The 15,130-nt window shown below is 65.3% G+C and carries 20 protein-coding genes; 13 read left to right on the top strand and 7 right to left on the bottom strand.

Annotated elements, in window-relative coordinates; all coding sequences use genetic code 11:
* Positions 1-33: 33 nt before the first annotated feature.
* The 7 genes from N2602_RS37200 (at position 34) to N2602_RS37170 (ending at position 4,520) form a co-directional block, all read left to right on the top strand.
* On the top strand, positions 34-978 hold the full coding sequence (locus tag N2602_RS37200; RefSeq protein ID WP_172786067.1) for a heme o synthase: 945 nt from the start codon (positions 34-36) through the stop codon (positions 976-978).
* Complete coding sequence (locus N2602_RS37195; RefSeq protein ID WP_260381194.1) at positions 975-1,151, top strand: CoxF protein; 177 nt, start codon at positions 975-977, stop codon at positions 1,149-1,151. The genes N2602_RS37200 and N2602_RS37195 overlap by 4 nt, the downstream gene beginning before the upstream one ends.
* A gap of 5 nt (positions 1,152-1,156) precedes the next feature.
* Positions 1,157-1,810 (top strand): cytochrome c oxidase assembly protein, encoded by a 654-nt coding sequence (locus tag N2602_RS37190; protein ID WP_172786066.1) that lies wholly within the window; start codon positions 1,157-1,159, stop codon positions 1,808-1,810.
* Between the two features lie 78 nt (positions 1,811-1,888).
* The gene (locus N2602_RS37185; protein ID WP_260381193.1) at positions 1,889-2,785 is read left to right on the top strand and encodes a cytochrome c oxidase subunit 3; all 897 of its coding nucleotides are present in this window, start codon (positions 1,889-1,891) and stop codon (positions 2,783-2,785) included.
* A gap of 97 nt (positions 2,786-2,882) precedes the next feature.
* Positions 2,883-3,284 carry a DUF983 domain-containing protein gene (locus tag N2602_RS37180; protein ID WP_260381192.1) on the top strand — a complete coding sequence of 134 codons (402 nt, stop codon included), beginning with the start codon at positions 2,883-2,885 and terminating at the stop codon, positions 3,282-3,284.
* Positions 3,281-4,045 (top strand): SURF1 family protein, encoded by a 765-nt coding sequence (locus N2602_RS37175; RefSeq protein WP_260381191.1) that lies wholly within the window; start codon positions 3,281-3,283, stop codon positions 4,043-4,045. The genes N2602_RS37180 and N2602_RS37175 overlap by 4 nt, the downstream gene beginning before the upstream one ends.
* 109 nt (positions 4,046-4,154) lie before the next feature.
* Complete coding sequence (locus N2602_RS37170) at positions 4,155-4,520, top strand: nuclear transport factor 2 family protein (RefSeq protein ID WP_172786062.1); 366 nt, start codon at positions 4,155-4,157, stop codon at positions 4,518-4,520.
* 1 nt (position 4,521) lies between these two features.
* Here N2602_RS37170 and N2602_RS37165 read toward each other — a convergent pair whose 3' ends face one another.
* A complete protein-coding gene (locus N2602_RS37165) occupies positions 4,522-5,862 on the bottom strand; it encodes a histidine kinase (RefSeq protein ID WP_260381190.1) in 1,341 nt (446 codons plus the stop codon).
* Between the two features lie 86 nt (positions 5,863-5,948).
* Between N2602_RS37165 and N2602_RS37160 the strand changes: the two genes are divergently transcribed.
* The 5 genes from N2602_RS37160 (at position 5,949) to N2602_RS37140 (ending at position 11,235) form a co-directional block, all read left to right on the top strand.
* On the top strand, positions 5,949-6,593 hold the full coding sequence (locus N2602_RS37160; RefSeq protein ID WP_172786060.1) for a response regulator transcription factor: 645 nt from the start codon (positions 5,949-5,951) through the stop codon (positions 6,591-6,593).
* Positions 6,594-7,132: 539 nt separating this feature from the next.
* A complete protein-coding gene (gene thrC / locus N2602_RS37155; protein WP_260381189.1) occupies positions 7,133-8,551 on the top strand; it encodes a threonine synthase in 1,419 nt (472 codons plus the stop codon).
* A complete protein-coding gene (locus N2602_RS37150) occupies positions 8,548-9,837 on the top strand; it encodes a pitrilysin family protein (RefSeq protein WP_260381188.1) in 1,290 nt (429 codons plus the stop codon). Before thrC ends, N2602_RS37150 begins: the two co-directional genes overlap by 4 nt.
* 39 nt (positions 9,838-9,876) lie before the next feature.
* Entirely contained in the window at positions 9,877-10,464 is a 588-nt protein-coding gene (locus N2602_RS37145) for a GNAT family N-acetyltransferase (RefSeq protein WP_260381187.1), read from the top strand.
* 120 nt (positions 10,465-10,584) lie between these two features.
* Complete coding sequence (locus N2602_RS37140; RefSeq protein ID WP_260381186.1) at positions 10,585-11,235, top strand: hypothetical protein; 651 nt, start codon at positions 10,585-10,587, stop codon at positions 11,233-11,235.
* 258 nt (positions 11,236-11,493) lie between these two features.
* On the opposite strand, the gene gspM is transcribed toward N2602_RS37140, so the two are convergent.
* The 6 genes from gspM to N2602_RS37110 form a co-directional block, all read right to left on the bottom strand.
* Positions 11,494-11,979, bottom strand: coding sequence for a type II secretion system protein GspM (gspM, locus tag N2602_RS37135; protein ID WP_172786056.1), 486 nt, complete (start codon positions 11,977-11,979; stop codon positions 11,494-11,496).
* A gap of 5 nt (positions 11,980-11,984) precedes the next feature.
* Positions 11,985-12,551 (bottom strand): F0F1 ATP synthase subunit B, encoded by a 567-nt coding sequence (locus N2602_RS37130; RefSeq protein ID WP_172786055.1) that lies wholly within the window; start codon positions 12,549-12,551, stop codon positions 11,985-11,987.
* Between the two features lie 62 nt (positions 12,552-12,613).
* The gene (locus tag N2602_RS37125; RefSeq protein ID WP_018643436.1) at positions 12,614-12,841 is read right to left on the bottom strand and encodes a F0F1 ATP synthase subunit C; all 228 of its coding nucleotides are present in this window, start codon (positions 12,839-12,841) and stop codon (positions 12,614-12,616) included.
* A 53-nt stretch (positions 12,842-12,894) separates the two neighbouring features.
* Positions 12,895-13,644, bottom strand: coding sequence for a F0F1 ATP synthase subunit A (locus tag N2602_RS37120; protein WP_172786054.1), 750 nt, complete (start codon positions 13,642-13,644; stop codon positions 12,895-12,897).
* A 111-nt stretch (positions 13,645-13,755) separates the two neighbouring features.
* Positions 13,756-14,130, bottom strand: coding sequence for an AtpZ/AtpI family protein (locus N2602_RS37115; protein ID WP_025033499.1), 375 nt, complete (start codon positions 14,128-14,130; stop codon positions 13,756-13,758).
* Between the two features lie 45 nt (positions 14,131-14,175).
* The gene (locus tag N2602_RS37110) at positions 14,176-14,508 is read right to left on the bottom strand and encodes a hypothetical protein (protein WP_172786053.1); all 333 of its coding nucleotides are present in this window, start codon (positions 14,506-14,508) and stop codon (positions 14,176-14,178) included.
* Between N2602_RS37110 and N2602_RS37105 the strand changes: the two genes are divergently transcribed.
* A complete protein-coding gene (locus tag N2602_RS37105) occupies positions 14,483-15,001 on the top strand; it encodes a hypothetical protein (protein ID WP_409241877.1) in 519 nt (172 codons plus the stop codon). The two genes, N2602_RS37110 and N2602_RS37105, sit on opposite strands and share 26 nt — an antisense overlap.
* Positions 15,002-15,130: the final 129 nt, after the last annotated feature.

The following is a 15,130-nucleotide window of genomic DNA, read 5'->3' as shown; positions in this document are numbered from 1 at the left end:
GCCGCGGCGCTATAACGAAGCGAGTTGAATTAAGTGTCTGTCCTCGACCACCACGCCGCCGACATCAATCCCCGCATCTCCGAAGCGGAGGTGGGCGACTACATCGCGCTGCTCAAGCCGCGGGTGATGTCGCTGGTGATCTTCACCGCGCTGGTCGGAATGGCGATGGCGCCGGGGCATTTCCATCCCGTGCTGGCAATCACCTCGCTGCTCTGCATCGCGGTCGGCGCCGGCGCTTCCGGGGCGCTCAACATGGCGCTCGAAGGCGACATCGATTCCAAGATGTCGCGGACGGCGAACCGGCCGATCCCGCGCGGCCGCATCACCCGCCCTGAAGCGATGGCGTTCGGCATGACGCTCGCCTTCTTCTCGGTGATGACGCTCGGCATCCTCGTCAACTGGGTCGCGGGCGCGCTGCTCGCCTTCACCATCTTCTTCTACGTCGTGATCTACACCATGTGGCTGAAGCGCTGGACCGCGCAGAACATCGTGATCGGCGGCGCCGCCGGCGCGCTGCCGCCGGTGGTGGCCTGGGCCGCGGTGACGGGCACGGTCGACGTCGAGCCGCTGCTGCTGTTCGCCATCATCTTCTTCTGGACCCCGCCGCATTTCTGGGCGCTGGCGCTGTTCCGCTCCGACGACTACGCGCGCGCCGGCATTCCGATGCTGCCCAACGTCGCCGGCCCCGACGCGACGCGCCTGCAGATCCTGCTCTACACCATCGTGCTGATCGCGGTCGCCGCCGCGCCCTGGGCGCTCGGCTATTTCGACGCCGTCTACGGCGTGGTCTCGCTGATCCTCGGTGCCGGCATGCTGGTGCTCGCCATCAACGTCTATCTGCGCCGTGAGCGCAGCCAGTCGCTGCGCGCGACGCGCAAGCTGTTTGCCTTCTCGATCCTGTATCTGTTCGCGCTGTTTGCGACCCTGCTGGCCGAGGTCGTGTTCCGCGCGCTGGCTCCGATGGTTGGGGGCGCATGATCACCGCGATGGCCAACAAACGCGAGCCAGAAGGAATCGTCCTCACCGAGGCGCAGCAGAAGAGCCGCCGTCAGCGCTCCATCGCCATCGCTTTGGCGCTCGGCGTGCTGGTGGTGCTGTTCTTCGCCGTCACCATGGTCAAGGGGCCGGCAGTGCTCGTGCGGCCGATGTAGGAAACATGGATTACGAGCGGACCATATCGCAGGACGTCAGCGCCAAGCCGGGCTCTCGCAAGCCGGGCAAGGCACGCGGGCTGGGCCGCGATGTGGTGGTTGCTTCGATCTGCGGCGGCGTGGTCGCGCTGATGGTCGGCGCCTCCTACGCGGCGGTGCCGTTCTACAACTGGTTCTGCCGCGCCACCGGCTTCAACGGCACGACGCAAGTGGCGACCTCCGCGCCGGCCACGGGCCCGATCGCGCGGAAGATCTCGGTGCGCTTCGATTCCAACGTCGCGCCCGGCCTGCCCTGGAAGTTCGAGCCGGAGCAGAGCGAGATCGAGGTCAATATCGGCCAGGTCGTGACCGTCTTCTACACCGTGACCAACCAGGCGGCGCGCACCACTGCGGGCCAGGCTGCCTACAACGTCGCGCCGCTGACGGTCGGCGCCTATTTCCAGAAGATCAACTGCTTCTGCTTCACCGAGCAGACCATGGCGCCCGGTGAGAAGCGCGAGATGCCGGTCGTGTTCTACGTCGATCCGTCCATCGCCGACGACCGCGAGAACGACGGGCTGAACACGATCACGCTGTCCTACACGTTCTATCCGGTGCGCGATCCGGTGGTGAAGCCGCTGGCATCGGGCGAGGGCGACAAGCGCAAAGGAAATCTTTGACCGCAGGGCTCACGCTCAGGCGGTCGGACACAAGGGGATAAGTGCCTGATAGGCACGGGATTGAGGAGAGAGACGGAAATGGCCACGGCGCACACCAAGCATCACGACTATCATCTGGTCGATCCCTCTCCCTGGCCGGCGGTCGGCTCGCTCTCGGCTTTCATCATGGCGGTCGGCGCCATCGCCTGGATGCACCACATGTTCTCCGCGGCGCCGATCGTGTTCGGCGTCGGCACTGTGGGCGTGCTCTACACCATGGCGAGCTGGTGGGCCGACGTGATCAAGGAAGCCCAGTACAAGGGCGACCATACCCGCGTCGTGCAGCTGCATCACCGCTACGGCATGATCCTGTTCATCGCCTCCGAGGTGATGTTCTTCGTCGCCTGGTTCTGGGCTTACTTCAACGCGGCGCTGTTTCCGGCCGATGCCGTTCACGCCACCCGTGACGCCGTGTTCGGCTGCGGCCTCGGCACGCAGCCCGGCGCTTGCGCGGTCCCCGGCACCTGGCCGCCGAAGGGCATCGAGACCTTCGATCCCTGGCACCTGCCGCTGCTGAATACGCTGATCCTGCTCACGTCAGGCACCACCGTCACCTGGGCGCACCATGCGCTGCTCGAGAACGACCGGCAGGGCCTGAAATACGGCCTGATCCTCACCGTCGTGCTCGGCGCGCTCTTCACCTGCGTGCAGGCCTATGAATACAGCCACGCGGCGTTCTCCTTCGCCGGCAACGTCTACGGCGCGACGTTCTTCATGGCGACCGGCTTCCACGGCTTCCACGTGCTGGTCGGCACCGTGTTCCTGCTGGTCTGCCTGTTCCGCGCCTATGCCGGCCACTTCACGCCGAAGCAGCATCTCGGCTTCGAGTTCGCCGCCTGGTACTGGCACTTCGTCGACGTGGTCTGGCTGTTCCTGTTCCTCTGCATCTACGTCTGGGGACGCGGCGCCGAGGCCATGGCCCACGCCGCGCACTGAGCCGTATCGAAGCGATCAGGAAGGGCGGCCGCAGGGCCGCCCTTTCGTTTTCCGGCCGCCGGAAGCTTCTCCGGAAACTGTGATAGAGTCCCTCCTCATGAACGACAGTGCCGGCACACCCCAGTCCGAAGCCACGGTCCTGCAAAGCGCGCTGCGCGGGCTTGCCTGCAGATGCCCGCGCTGTGGCCAGGGCAAGCTTTACGCGGGCTTCCTGACGCTCGCGCCCGCTTGCGATCGTTGCGGGCTCGACTATGCCTTCATCGATTCCGGCGACGGTCCGGCGATCTTCATCATCATGCTGGCCGGCGGCATCGTCGTCGCCTGCGCGCTCATCGTCGAAGTCAAATACCAGCCGCCATACTGGCTGCATGCCGTGCTCTGGCTGCCGCTGATCCTCGCCACCACGCTGTTGCCGCTGCGCTCGATGAAGTCGCTGCTGATCGCGCTGCAATTCCATCACAAGGCGGCGCCGGGCCGGTTGGTCGATCGCGCGAAATGACCGAGCCTGCGCGCAAGGCCCGCGTGACCGGCTTCGCGCTGTTCACGCTGTTCCTGACGGCCGTGTTCGTCGCCCTCGGTGTCTGGCAGCTGCAGCGCCGCACGGCCAAGCACGAGCTGATTGCGGCACTCACCGAGCGGATTGCGGCGGCGCCCGTCGCGCTGCCGCCGTCCGCGCAATGGGCCGCGCTCAATCCTGCCCGCGATGAATTCCGCCGCGTCAGCTTCACCGCGACTTACGCAGCCCTGCCCGATGCGATGGTCTATTCCTCCGGCTCGGCAGTGCGCAAGGACGCCTCCGGCCCGGGCACCTGGGCGTTCCTGCCGGCGCGGCTTCCCGGCAGCGAGATGCTCGTGATCGACGCCGGCTTCGTCGAGAATACGATGCAGGACCGCGGCGTCGAGGATCGCGCGGTGAAGAAGCTCGTCACGGGCGAACCGGTGTCGCTTACCGGCTATCTGCGCTTTCCCGAGGCGCCAAGCTGGCTGACACCGGCGGAGAATCGCGACAAGCGGCTCTGGTTCGTGCGCGATCATCTGGCAATCGCAAGCGCGCTGGGCTGGGGTGCGGTTGCGCCGTTCTATATCGATCTCGAGCAGCCTGCGCCGGCGAACGGGATCCCGCGTCCGGGGCCGCTCGTGGTGAACCTCAAAGACGACCATCTGCAATATGCAATCACATGGTTCACGCTTGCAGGCGCGGTGTTGATCGCATTCGCGGTCTGGCTGCGAGGACGGCGGCAGAGTTCCGTCACTCCGTAGATTCCCTGATGTGGAACCCGGAATCGCCCGGACTTTATTATTCAGCGGACATTCACGAGTGTGGTCCTAAGCCGGCTTCAAGATTTCTCGCGGCAGATAGGATTTCGGCGTGAGCGATTTCGATCAGATGGGAATTGTCGTCGACTGGGTGGATGCCTGTCGGAGAGGCGATCTTGCGACGCTGCTCGACCTCTATGCCGACGATGCCGAGCTCGAATGCACGTGCAACGGCACGGAACGCTATCGCGGCCGCAGCGAGCTTGAAATCTATTGGCAGCCGCGGCTCAGCACCTTCTCGCTGGCTGGCTTCGGGCTGGAAGAGATCCATCCCGCGTCCCACGGCGTCGACCTCGAATATTCCGTCGCCGGCGCGCTGCGCATTCAGGCCTCGTTCCGCTTCAGCCCGGATGGCAAGATCCGCAGCACGCTGTGCGAGCCGGCGCGACAGAATGCGCATCACGGCTGCGCGTGCTGAACTAGCCTGGTGATGGCGCGTCCGGCATCGTCTCCGCCGGAAGGCGACAGCGCACGTAAGTTCGCTCATCCACGCGCAACAGCGATAGCGATCCGCTGAGCGCGCGCACGCGCTCGTGCATGCCGGTCAGGCCGCGGCCGAAGACATTGCCCGCAGGAAAACCGCCGCCGTCGTCGGAGATCTCGACGACGAGCGTCTTGTCGGCGACCGTCGCCTGTACATGGGCGTTGCCGGCGTTGGCATGTCGCAGCACGTTGGTCAGTGCCTCCTGGATCACCCGATAGACGGTCTGCGCCAGTGGCCCGCCGATCCCGCTGAGATCGGGATCAATCGCGTCCGTCAGGACGATATGAGGTGCCTGCTTGCGAAAATTCCGCAGCAGCGTCTGTACGCTGCTCGAAAGGCCGAGTTCCTCGATATAGAGCGGTCGCAGCTGGTCGAGGATGCGGCGGTTGGTCTGCTGCAGTGCCTCGACCGATTGCAGCAGGTCCTGTGCCGAATTGCCGAGATGTCCCTGTGGCTGGGAGGCCTCGCTCAGCGCGATCGTGCCCGCGCGGATGCTGAACAGCAGGGGGCCGAGCTCGTCATGCAGCTCGCGGGCGAGATCGCGCCGCTCGTCATCCTGGAGCGACACCAGGCGGTGCATCAGATCGCGATTGTCCTGGCTCAAATGCGCCAGCGTTGCAGCCAGCGCATTCGCCTCCTCGCAGCTTTGCCGGATTTCAGGCGGGCCCCCGACCGGTATCGGCCTGGTGTAGTCGCCCCGTCGTATTCGCGTGAGACCTTCGCCGAGATCCTGCAGGGGGCGCAGCACCGATCCCGACAAGACATAGGCAATCGTGCCGATAATAACCATCAGCGCGGCGAGCAGGCTGGCGAGCGCTAGAAGGCCAATCCATTTCTCGAACAGATCGGCCGACAGGTCCTGCAGAAATACGATGTCCCCAACGCGCTTACCGTTGATCATCACCGGAAATGCCGTGTCCATGTTGGGAACAGCGAGAAGGTCGATGAACCATTGCGGCACGCCATGCGGCTTGCGCAGGTCGTCCTTCGCCGGTGGCGCGGGACCTGCTCCCAGGCGGCGGAATTGGATATCGGAGGAGGTGTCCAAGGAATGGACAAAGGCGTCGAGGGTCTGCCATGGATTGTCCGAAGCGCTCAAGGCGTTGTTGAGCGCGGCGGCGACCGCCTCCGTCGAACGCCGTCGCGGCTCGCTCTCCTCCGCCAACTGGCCCGTCGCGAAAACCTGGAGCAGCACGCCGCCCAGGACCAGCGCCGCGAGAAAACTGGCGCCGAGCGGGAGAAACAATTGTGTCCGGAACGAAAGTCGGTGCCACATTAGGTCAATTCTAACGCGCATCGGCGGAATTTGCTCTTTCCATTTATTCCCGCCGGTCTAAGAGTCGAGAAAACAGAGAGTGCGCGATGCAAGATACCGCCAAGCTGGCGACAAGGGTCCTGATCGTCGACGACCATCCCGTGGTGTTGTCCGGCTGCCGCACCCTGTTCGCATCCGACCATTCAATCCGCATCGACGAGGCGACCGACGCCAAATCCGGGCATCGCGCCTATGTCAGCAAGCGGCCCGACGTCACCGTGATCGACATCAGCCTGCCCGACGTCTCCGGCTTCGAGCTAATGCGACGCATCCGCAAGGATGATCCCGACGCCAAGATCATCATGTTCAGCATGAACGACGATCCGGCCTTCGTGGTGCGGGCCGTCGAGCTCGGGGCGCAAGGCTATGTCTCCAAGGGCGACGACCCCAGGATCCTGCTGAAAGCGGTGCGCAAGGTGGTGGCGGGCGACAATTTCATCTCACCGCAGCTTGCGGAAGCCGTGACGTTTTCCGGCGCGGCGATCAAGGCCAACCCGGCTTCGCAGATGACGCCGCGGGAGCTCGAAATTCTCCGCTTGCTCGGACGCGGCGACAAGATCGTCGAGGTCGCCGAGGCGCTCGGCATCTCCTACAAGACCGTCGCCAACACCACGTCCCTGCTCAAGCAGAAGCTGGGCGCCAAGAACCATTCCGACCTGATCCGGATCGCAGTGGAAATCGGGTTGAACTGACCTTTGCCAGCGACCGAACCGGCTGCTTCGGGATGCAGCGGTTCGGCCGACGGATCGACGCCGCCGCTGGCCGGGCAATGCATGGACAACGGGCTGACACCCATCCGCCGACACAATGGGCCGAGGCTGTATTCGTTCCCATGGCTCATGCGGGAAAAAGCGGAATTCATTGCCGAGATTGGGCTGTGCCTGCATCGGACGAGCCTGAGCCGGGTCGGGAAGAATAGGAACATTTTCGAGGCGTGCGGGTTTTGGCCTTGACGATTTCGTGACAGGCGACGAAAGCTTGCCGGAACAGTTTTTGAGGGGCGGCGACCCCGACGAAGCAAACCGGTCTGCACACAACGACAGACCTTCCAAGAGAAGGGCTGCGGCAATGCCGCAGCCCTTTTTCATTGGGCGAGGGGAAGGCCGGAAGCGGTTTCCCGATGCCGCAAAACACTCTATGGTGGCTCAAAGCCTCTGGCTGTTGACAAGTAACTACGTAGAATCAAAGGCTTAAGGGTCGGGCTTCGGCCGGCCGGCCTTTGGAGGGCAGTTTGACTCGTTATATCTCGACCCGGGGCGAAGCCCCCGAACTCGGCTTCTGTGACGTGATGCTGACCGGCCTTGCCCGCGACGGTGGCCTGTATGTGCCGGCGGCGTGGCCGCAGCTCCCGAGCGAGACGATCGCCGGCTTCTTCGGCCGTCCCTATTGGGAAGTCGCGGTCGACGTGATTCGTCCCTTTGCCGGCGGCGAGATTTCGGACGCCGAGCTCGGGCGCATGGCGAACGAGGCCTACGCCACCTTCCGCCATCCTGCGGTGGTGCCGCTGCGCCAGATGTCGCCGCACCAGTTCGTGCTGGAGCTGTTCCACGGTCCGACGCTCGCCTTCAAGGACGTGGCGATGCAGCTGATCTCGCGGCTGATGGACCACGTGCTCGAAAAGCGCGGCCAGCGCACCACCATCGTGGTCGCGACGTCAGGCGATACCGGCGGCGCCGCGGTCGAAGCCTTTGCCGGTCTCGAGAACGTCGACCTCATCGTGCTGTTTCCGCACGGCCGCATCTCAGAGGTGCAGCGGCGGATGATGACGACGACGGGCGCGGCCAACGTCCATGCGCTCGCCATCGAAGGCACCTTCGACGACTGCCAGGCGCTCGTGAAGGGGATGTTCAACAACCATCGCTTCCGCGATGCGAGCTCGCTTTCCGGCGTCAATTCCATCAACTGGGCGCGCATCGTCGCCCAGGTGGTCTACTATTTCACCTCCGCCGTCGCGGTCGGTGCGCCGGCGCGCGCGGTCGATTTCGTCGTGCCCACCGGCAATTTCGGCGACATCTTCGCCGGCTACGTCGCCAAGCGCATGGGGCTGCCGGTGCGCACCCTGCGCATCGCCGCCAACGTCAACGACATCCTGGCGCGCACGCTGAAGACCGGCATCTACGAGGTGCGCGAGGTGCACGCGACGGCATCGCCGTCGATGGACATCCAGATCTCCTCGAACTTCGAACGGCTGCTGTTCGAGGCCGGCCGGCGCGATGCCGCCGGCGTGCGCCGCCTGATGGAACAGCTGAAGCAGTCCGGTCGCTTCGTGCTGCCCGATGCGACGCTCGCTGCGATCCGCGAGGAGTTCGATGCCGGGCGCGCCGACGAGACCGAGACTGCGGCTGCGATTCGCGCCGCCTGGCGCGAAGCCGGCGAGCTGGTCGATCCCCATACCGCCGTGGCGCTCGCCGTCGCGGACCGTGACACCACCGATACGAGGGTGCCGAGCATCGTGCTCTCCACCGCGCATCCGGCCAAATTCCCCGACGCCGTCGAGGCGGCCTGCGGCCAGCGGCCGCAACTGCCGGCCTGGCTCGACGGCCTGATGACCAAATCCGAACACATGAGGGTGATGAAGAACGATCAGGCCGAGGTCGAGCGGTTCGTGCTGTCCGCCAGCCGCGCCGCAAAGCAGGGAGTTGCCGGATGAGCGTCGAGATGTCCAAGCTTGCCTCCGGCCTCACCGTCGTCACCGACGAGATGCCCCACCTCGAGACGGCGGCGCTCGGCGTCTGGGCCGGTGTCGGCGGACGCGACGAGAAGCCGAACGAGCACGGCATCTCGCATCTCTTGGAGCACATGGCGTTCAAGGGCACGACCAAGCGCTCCTCGCGCGAGATCGTCGAGGAGATCGAGGCGGTCGGCGGCGACCTCAATGCCGGCACCTCGACCGAGACCACGTCCTATTATGCGCGGGTGCTGAAGGCCGACGTGCCGCTCGCGCTCGACGTGCTCGCCGACATCCTCGCCAATCCCGCCTTCGAGCCCGACGAGCTGGAGCGCGAGAAGAACGTCATCGTGCAGGAGATCGGCGCCGCCCAGGACACGCCCGACGACGTCGTGTTCGAGCATCTGAACGAGCTCTGCTATCCCGACCAGCCGATGGGTCGCTCGCTGCTCGGCACCGCCAAGACGCTGCGCGCCTTCAACCGCGACATGCTGCGCGGCTATCTCTCGACGCATTATCGCGGGCCGGACATGGTGGTGGCGGCGGCCGGCGCGGTCAATCACGCCCAAGTCGTCGCCGAGGTCGGAAAGCGTTTTGCGAGCTTCGAGGGGACGCCGGGGCCGAAGCCGCAGGCCGCTCAATTCGGCCAGGGCGGCACCAAGGTGGTGCATCGCGAGCTCGAGCAGGCGCATCTGACGCTGGCGCTCGAGGGCGTGCCGCAGTCCGATCCGTCGCTGTTCTCGCTCCAGGTCTTCACCAACATCCTCGGCGGCGGAATGTCGTCGCGCCTGTTCCAGGAGGTGCGCGAGAAGCGCGGCCTCTGCTACTCCATCTACACCTTCCACGCGCCCTACACCGACACCGGCTTCTTCGGCCTCTACACCGGCACCGATCCCGCCGACGCTCCGGAGATGATGGAGGTCGTGGTCGACATCATGAACGATTCGGTGGAGACGCTGACCGAGGCCGAGATCGCCCGGGCCAAGGCGCAGATGAAGGCGGGTCTGCTGATGGCGCTGGAGAGCTGCTCCTCCCGCGCCGAGCAGCTTGCCCGGCATGTGCTGGCTTATGGACGGCCGCAGACGGTGCAGGAACTGGTCGCCCGGATCGATGCCGTCAGCATCGAATCGGCGCGGGACGCGGCCCGTGCGCTGCTGTCGCGCAGCCGGCCAGCGGTTGTCGCATTGGGCAGCGGCAGGGGTCTGGACACGGCGGTGTCTTTTGCGGAAGGATTGACCCGGGCGCGCGCCAAGGCGCGGCTGCATTAGGAGCCGCGCGCGGGCTGCCTCGCCCCGGGAAGCATCACCATGGCCCTCTTTCGCCTGCCATCCAGTGGACCCGCCGCCCTCGCGCCGCGCGGCAACGGGCTGCTCCTGCGTGCGCCGCAAATGTCCGACTTCCTGCAATGGGCGCATTTGCGCGAGACCAGCCGCGACTATCTCACGCCTTGGGAGCCGATCTGGCCGTCTGACGATCTCACCCGGTCCGGCTTCCGCCGCCGCCTGCGCCGCTATGCCGAGGACATCGCCGCGGACCGCTCCTATCCCTTTCTGATCTTCCGCGAGCTCGACGGTGCCCTGATCGGCGGCATCACGCTCGCCAATGTCCGGCGAGGCATCGTGCAGGCCGGTACCATCGGCTATTGGGTCGGCCAGCCCTATGCCCATCGCGGCTACATGACGGCCGCACTGCGGGTGCTGCTGCCGACGCTGTTTGGCGAGCTCAACCTGCACCGGGTCGAGGCCGCCTGCATCCCCACCAACGCGCCGTCGATCCGGGTGCTGGAGAAGTGCGGCTTCTCGCGCGAGGGCCTGGCGCGCCGTTATCTCTGCATCAACGGGGTCTGGCAGGATCACCTGCTGTTCGGCCTGCTGCACGAGGATTTCCGCGGCTGAGCGGCCGTCTGGTGCGGCCGCGTCCCCCTTTTTGCTGCCTTGGGTTCGCCGATTTTGGCGATATAACCGCGTGCCGCGGCCGGCGATCGGCCGGGCAATTGTCATGGAGTACGGGCGTCGATGGTGCAGGAGCTTCGGTCATCGCGGAATGCGTTGCGACTGGGAACGGGGATCGCACTGGCGTTGTCGGTTGCGCTGGCGTCTGTCTCGCCGGCGGCGGCGCAGTCATTGACCGACCGCTTCAAGAGCCTGTTCGGCGGCAAGTCCGACGAGCCGGCCGAGCCGAAGCCGGCGCCTGCGCCCGGGCAGCCGGCCGAAGACGACCTCGATTGCCCGCAGGTCACGGTGCGCGCGGGGGCCTCGACCTACGCGGTCGGCGCCAGTGGCAAGCCGGCCGTCGGCAATGACATCCGCTTCCAGGCCTCGATCACCAAGATGGCGCGCGAATGCTCCCGCAGCAGCGCTGGCATCACGGCCCGGATCGGCATCCAGGGCCGCGTCATCGCCGGTCCCGCCGGTGCGCCTGCCTCCGTCGAGGTGCCGCTGCGCATCGCCGTCGTGCAGGGCGGCGTCGGCGAGAAGGTGATCGCCTCGAAAGCCTACCGGACCACGGTCGCGATGTCGGAAGGCGGCAGCGTGCCCTTCACCTTTGTCGCCGAGGATCTGGCCTATCCGACACCGGCGCCCGCCGTCGCCGATAACTACATCTTCTATGTCGGTTTCGACCCGCAGGCGCTCTCGCCGGAGAAGGCCAAGCCGAGGAAGAAGTAGCTTCAGTTCAAGGTCTCGTGCCCCGGACGCGGCGCAGCGCCATAGCGCGTCGAAGACGCGCGTGAACGCGCTTACGGCGATGCGAAGCATCGTCCGGTGCGGTGCGACGCAGAGCCGGGGCCCACGCCGCGGTATGCTGGGTCCCGGCTCTGCGGAGCAGCGTTGCACGCTGCACCGCGTCCGGGACACGAGAGACCAGCACAAACAAAAAAGCCGGCGCTCATCGCGCCGGCTTTTTGATTGGGTGAGGCAAATCCCTCAGTTCAGCTTCTGCCGGACTTCGTTGATGCCCTTGGCGAGCAGGTCGTCGGCAACTTGGCCCTTGACCGATTGCGACAGGATGGTCGAGGCAGCCTGGACGGCGGCTTCCGCGGCTGCGGCGCGGACGTCGGCCAGCGCCTGGGCCTCGGCCAGCGCGATCTTGCTCTCCGCGGTCTTGGTGCGGCGGGCGACGAAGTCTTCCATCTTCGCCTTGGCGTCGGCAGCGATGCGCTCGGCTTCGGCCTTGGCGTTGGCGATGATGTCGGCAGCCTCGCGCTCGGCCGTGGCACTGCGCGCCTTGTAGTCGGCGAGCACCTTGGCCGCCTCCTGCTTCAGGCGCGCGGCGTCGTCGAGCTCGGCCTTGATGCGGGCGGCGCGATGATCGAGCGCGGTCATCGCCGACTTGAAGACGCCGAGATAGCCGAACACGATCATCAGGATCACGAAGGCGACGGCGACCCAGGTTTCAGGATCGAAGAACATCTCGACTAACCCTTCAAGGACGCGTCAACGGCGGCATTGACCGAGGCGGCATCCGGAATGACCCCGGTGAGCTGTTGCACGATCTGGCCTGCCGCGTCGGCCGCGATGCCGCGGACGTTGCTCATGGCGGCCGTGCGAGTCGAGGCGATGGTCTTCTCCGCCTCGGCGAGCTTGGCCGTCAGCTGCTCTTCCAATGCCTTGCGTTCGGCGTCCGCCTGCGCATTCGCCTTGTCGCGGGATTCGTTGCCGATCGCCTGCGCCCGCGAACGCGCCGAGGCGAGCTCGCTTTCATAGGCCTTCAGCGCAGCTTCGGACTGGTCCTTCAGCTTCTGCGCCTCGCCGAGGTCGCCCTCGATCTTGTTCTGGCGTGCTTCGATCGCACCGCCGACCTTCGGCAGCGCGAGCTTGGACACGATCACGTAAAGCAGGACGAAGAAGATCGCGAGCGACACCAGCTGTGAAGCAAAGGTGCTGCTCTCGAACGGCGGAAAGCCGCCGCTGTGATGACCGCCATCGGCTTCGGTGTGGGCACCTGCTGCCGGTCCTTTTGCCCCGCCATGACTCTCGGCCATGGAGTACTCCTGTTGCTGTCACGCGCCGCTTCGGATGAAGCGGCGCGGAAGAAGTCGTTCCTTTAGAAAACGAACAGCAGAAGCAGCGCGATCAGCAGCGAGAAGATGCCGAGCGCTTCGGTCACGGCGAAGCCGAAGATCAGGTTGCCGAACTGGCCCTGAGCGGCCGAGGGGTTGCGAACGGCCGCGGCGAGGTAGTTGCCGAAGATCACGCCCACGCCGACGCCCGCACCGCCCATGCCGATGCACGCGATGCCCGCGCCGATAAGTTTTGCTGCTGCCGGATCCATTTTAGACTCCTTGGAAGAAAGATTGGGTTGTGGGTGGAAATTCCCCGGACCGCTCAGTGTCCCGGATGAATGGCGTCGTTGAGGTAGATGCAGGTCAGGATCGCGAACACGTAAGCCTGCAGGAACGCGACCAGGATCTCGAGAGCGTACAGCGCGACCGTGAGCGCCAGCGGCAGCACGCCGCCGACCCAGCCGATGGCGCCGAGCGAGAAGCCCAGCATGGCGACGAAGCCCGCGAACACCTTCAGCGCGATGTGGCCGGCCAGCATGTTGGCGAACAGACGAATGCTGTGCGAGACCGGCCGCAGGAAGAACGACAGGACCTCGATGAACATGACCAGCGGCAGGACGTAGCCGGGGACGCCGTGGGGAACGAAGATCTTGAAGAACTTCACGCCGTTCTTGGCGACGCCGTAGATCAGCACGGTGAAGAAGACCAGCAGCGCCAGCCCCGCGGTGACGATCAGATGGCTCGAGACCGTGAAGGTGTAGGGGATGATGCCGACCAGGTTCGAGACGCAGATGAACATGAACAGCGAGAAGATCAGCGGGAAGAACTTCATGCCTTCCGCGCCGGCCGTCGAACGGATGGTCGAGGCCACGAACTCGTAGGAGATCTCGGCGACCGACTGCAGGCGCCCGGGAACCAGCTGCGAGCCGCTGGCGAGCATCAGGATCGAGATGATCGCAACCGCGACCAGCATGTAGAGCGACGAATTGGTGAAGGCGATCGTGTGATTGCCGATATGGCCCAGGGTGAAGAGAGGCTCGATGTTGAACTGGTGGATCGGATCGATTTTCATCGGCGCGGCATCTCTTGGTCTGCCGGGCACGCCGGCGGGTCTCGGTCTGCCGGCCGGGCCGGCCCGTACCGGCGAGGCCGGCACGATCATTCCTCTCCTGGTGGGACCAGCTTACGAACCACCGCGCCTGTTTTGACCCGCGCCTGCCGATCTCACCACATTCACCACGCCGGCGACGAAGCCCAGCAGCAGGAACACGATGAATCCGAAAGGCGACGTCGACAGCAAACGGTCGAACCCCCAGCCAATCCCCGCTCCGACAGCGACACCGGCGACCAACTCGGAGGATAACCGAAAACCAAGCGCCATCGCCGAGGCTCTGGCCGCTTTGTCTCCATCGTCACCTGCGGGTTGCTCGGTCTTGGCCCTGCGGTCGCGAAATTCGGACAACCGCTGATCAAGATTTCCGAGCCGATCGGAAAGCGCGGCTTCCTCGGACGATCTATCGCGATCTCCATCTTCGCCGTGTCCCGTGCCCTGTGTCATGCAACGAAGACCCGAAACGCTGAATGGAAATTACGCCCGTCACCCTCAAAAGCCGCGCGGACCATACTGATGGCCCATAATCAAGTCAAGCCAAGTCACGATTGCGTCGCTTTCAATTATGTCTTTGATTTTCTTGACGATATTGACGCGCGCAGCAGCGCTGCACACAGCGTGACGCCGCACCGCAGCAGGTCTGCTCATGATCTGCGAATGCAGCCGTGCTTTCGCCGCGCTGGTGGGATCAAAGAAGCCGTCGCGTTCGTTGATTTCAGGGGCGGGTTTTTTGGCGGCGGATTGCCGGCTCAAGGGTGTAGACTTGCACAGCAGCCGCAGCACCGCCGGGGCGGAGACAATGAAGAGACCTGCGACGACATCCACGACATCATGGCTCGCGGCGGCGGCCGCGGGGATGGTCGTCAGCGGCGGCCTCGTGGCCGCGCAATCGGCGCCCGACGGCGAAAATGGCCGCTACAGCATGACGCCCATTCCCGAGGGCGTGCTGCGGCTCGACACGCGCACCGGCACGGTATCGACCTGCACCAAGAACGGCGCCGGCTGGGCCTGCTACGCAGTGCCTGACGAGCGGACGGCACTCGATGCCGAGATCGGCAGGCTCCAGGCCGAGGTCGAGAAGCTGAAGGGACAGCTCGCGGCGGGACCGCCGGTGTCGGGCAAGATCGACGAGGCGCTGCCGAAATCCGATCAGCTCAAGAAAGCCGAGCCCAAGGTCGCCGAGGGCGAGCGCAAGATCGAGATCCCGCTGCCGAGCGACAAGGACGTCGACCGCGTGATGTCGTTCCTGGAAAAGGCCTGGCGGCGGCTGATCGACATGGCCAACCGCGTGCAGAAGGACGTGTCAGGTAAGATTTGACGCGTGACGAGCTGCCGTAGGGTGGGCAAAGGCGCAAAGCGCCGTGCCCACCGTGCCTCTACGACAATGAAGGAAGACGTGGGCACGGCGCTTGCGCGCCTTTGCCCACCCTACCGCAATGTTCGATCA

Origin of the sequence: Bradyrhizobium sp. NC92 (assembly GCF_025200865.1) — a bacterium.
Classification (GTDB): Bacteria; Pseudomonadota; Alphaproteobacteria; order Rhizobiales; family Xanthobacteraceae; genus Bradyrhizobium.
This window is presented reverse-complemented; position numbering and strand designations above follow the sequence as displayed.

Bases quoted from the DNA above. Each gene is read 5' to 3' on its own strand.
- N2602_RS37165 (WP_260381190.1), bottom strand. From the start codon at position 5,862: ATGTGGCACCGACTTTCGTTCCGGACACAATTGTTTCTCCCGCTCGGC.
- N2602_RS37125 (WP_018643436.1), bottom strand. From the start codon at position 12,841: ATGGATCCGGCAGCAGCAAAACTTATCGGCGCGGGCATCGCGTGCATC.
- N2602_RS37115 (WP_025033499.1), bottom strand. From the start codon at position 14,130: ATGACACAGGGCACGGGACACGGCGAAGATGGAGATCGCGATAGATCG.
- N2602_RS37190 (WP_172786066.1), top strand. From the start codon at position 1,157: ATGGATTACGAGCGGACCATATCGCAGGACGTCAGCGCCAAGCCGGGC.
- gspM (WP_172786056.1), bottom strand. From the start codon at position 11,979: ATGTTCTTCGATCCTGAAACCTGGGTCGCCGTCGCCTTCGTGATCCTG.
- N2602_RS37195 (WP_260381194.1), top strand. From the start codon at position 975: ATGATCACCGCGATGGCCAACAAACGCGAGCCAGAAGGAATCGTCCTC.
- N2602_RS37185 (WP_260381193.1), top strand. From the start codon at position 1,889: ATGGCCACGGCGCACACCAAGCATCACGACTATCATCTGGTCGATCCC.
- N2602_RS37120 (WP_172786054.1), bottom strand. From the start codon at position 13,644: ATGAAAATCGATCCGATCCACCAGTTCAACATCGAGCCTCTCTTCACC.
- N2602_RS37140 (WP_260381186.1), top strand. From the start codon at position 10,585: ATGGTGCAGGAGCTTCGGTCATCGCGGAATGCGTTGCGACTGGGAACG.
- N2602_RS37150 (WP_260381188.1), top strand. From the start codon at position 8,548: ATGAGCGTCGAGATGTCCAAGCTTGCCTCCGGCCTCACCGTCGTCACC.
- N2602_RS37180 (WP_260381192.1), top strand. From the start codon at position 2,883: ATGAACGACAGTGCCGGCACACCCCAGTCCGAAGCCACGGTCCTGCAA.
- N2602_RS37145 (WP_260381187.1), top strand. From the start codon at position 9,877: ATGGCCCTCTTTCGCCTGCCATCCAGTGGACCCGCCGCCCTCGCGCCG.
- N2602_RS37130 (WP_172786055.1), bottom strand. From the start codon at position 12,551: ATGGCCGAGAGTCATGGCGGGGCAAAAGGACCGGCAGCAGGTGCCCAC.
- N2602_RS37160 (WP_172786060.1), top strand. From the start codon at position 5,949: ATGCAAGATACCGCCAAGCTGGCGACAAGGGTCCTGATCGTCGACGAC.
- N2602_RS37105 (WP_409241877.1), top strand. From the start codon at position 14,483: ATGAAGAGACCTGCGACGACATCCACGACATCATGGCTCGCGGCGGCG.
- N2602_RS37175 (WP_260381191.1), top strand. From the start codon at position 3,281: ATGACCGAGCCTGCGCGCAAGGCCCGCGTGACCGGCTTCGCGCTGTTC.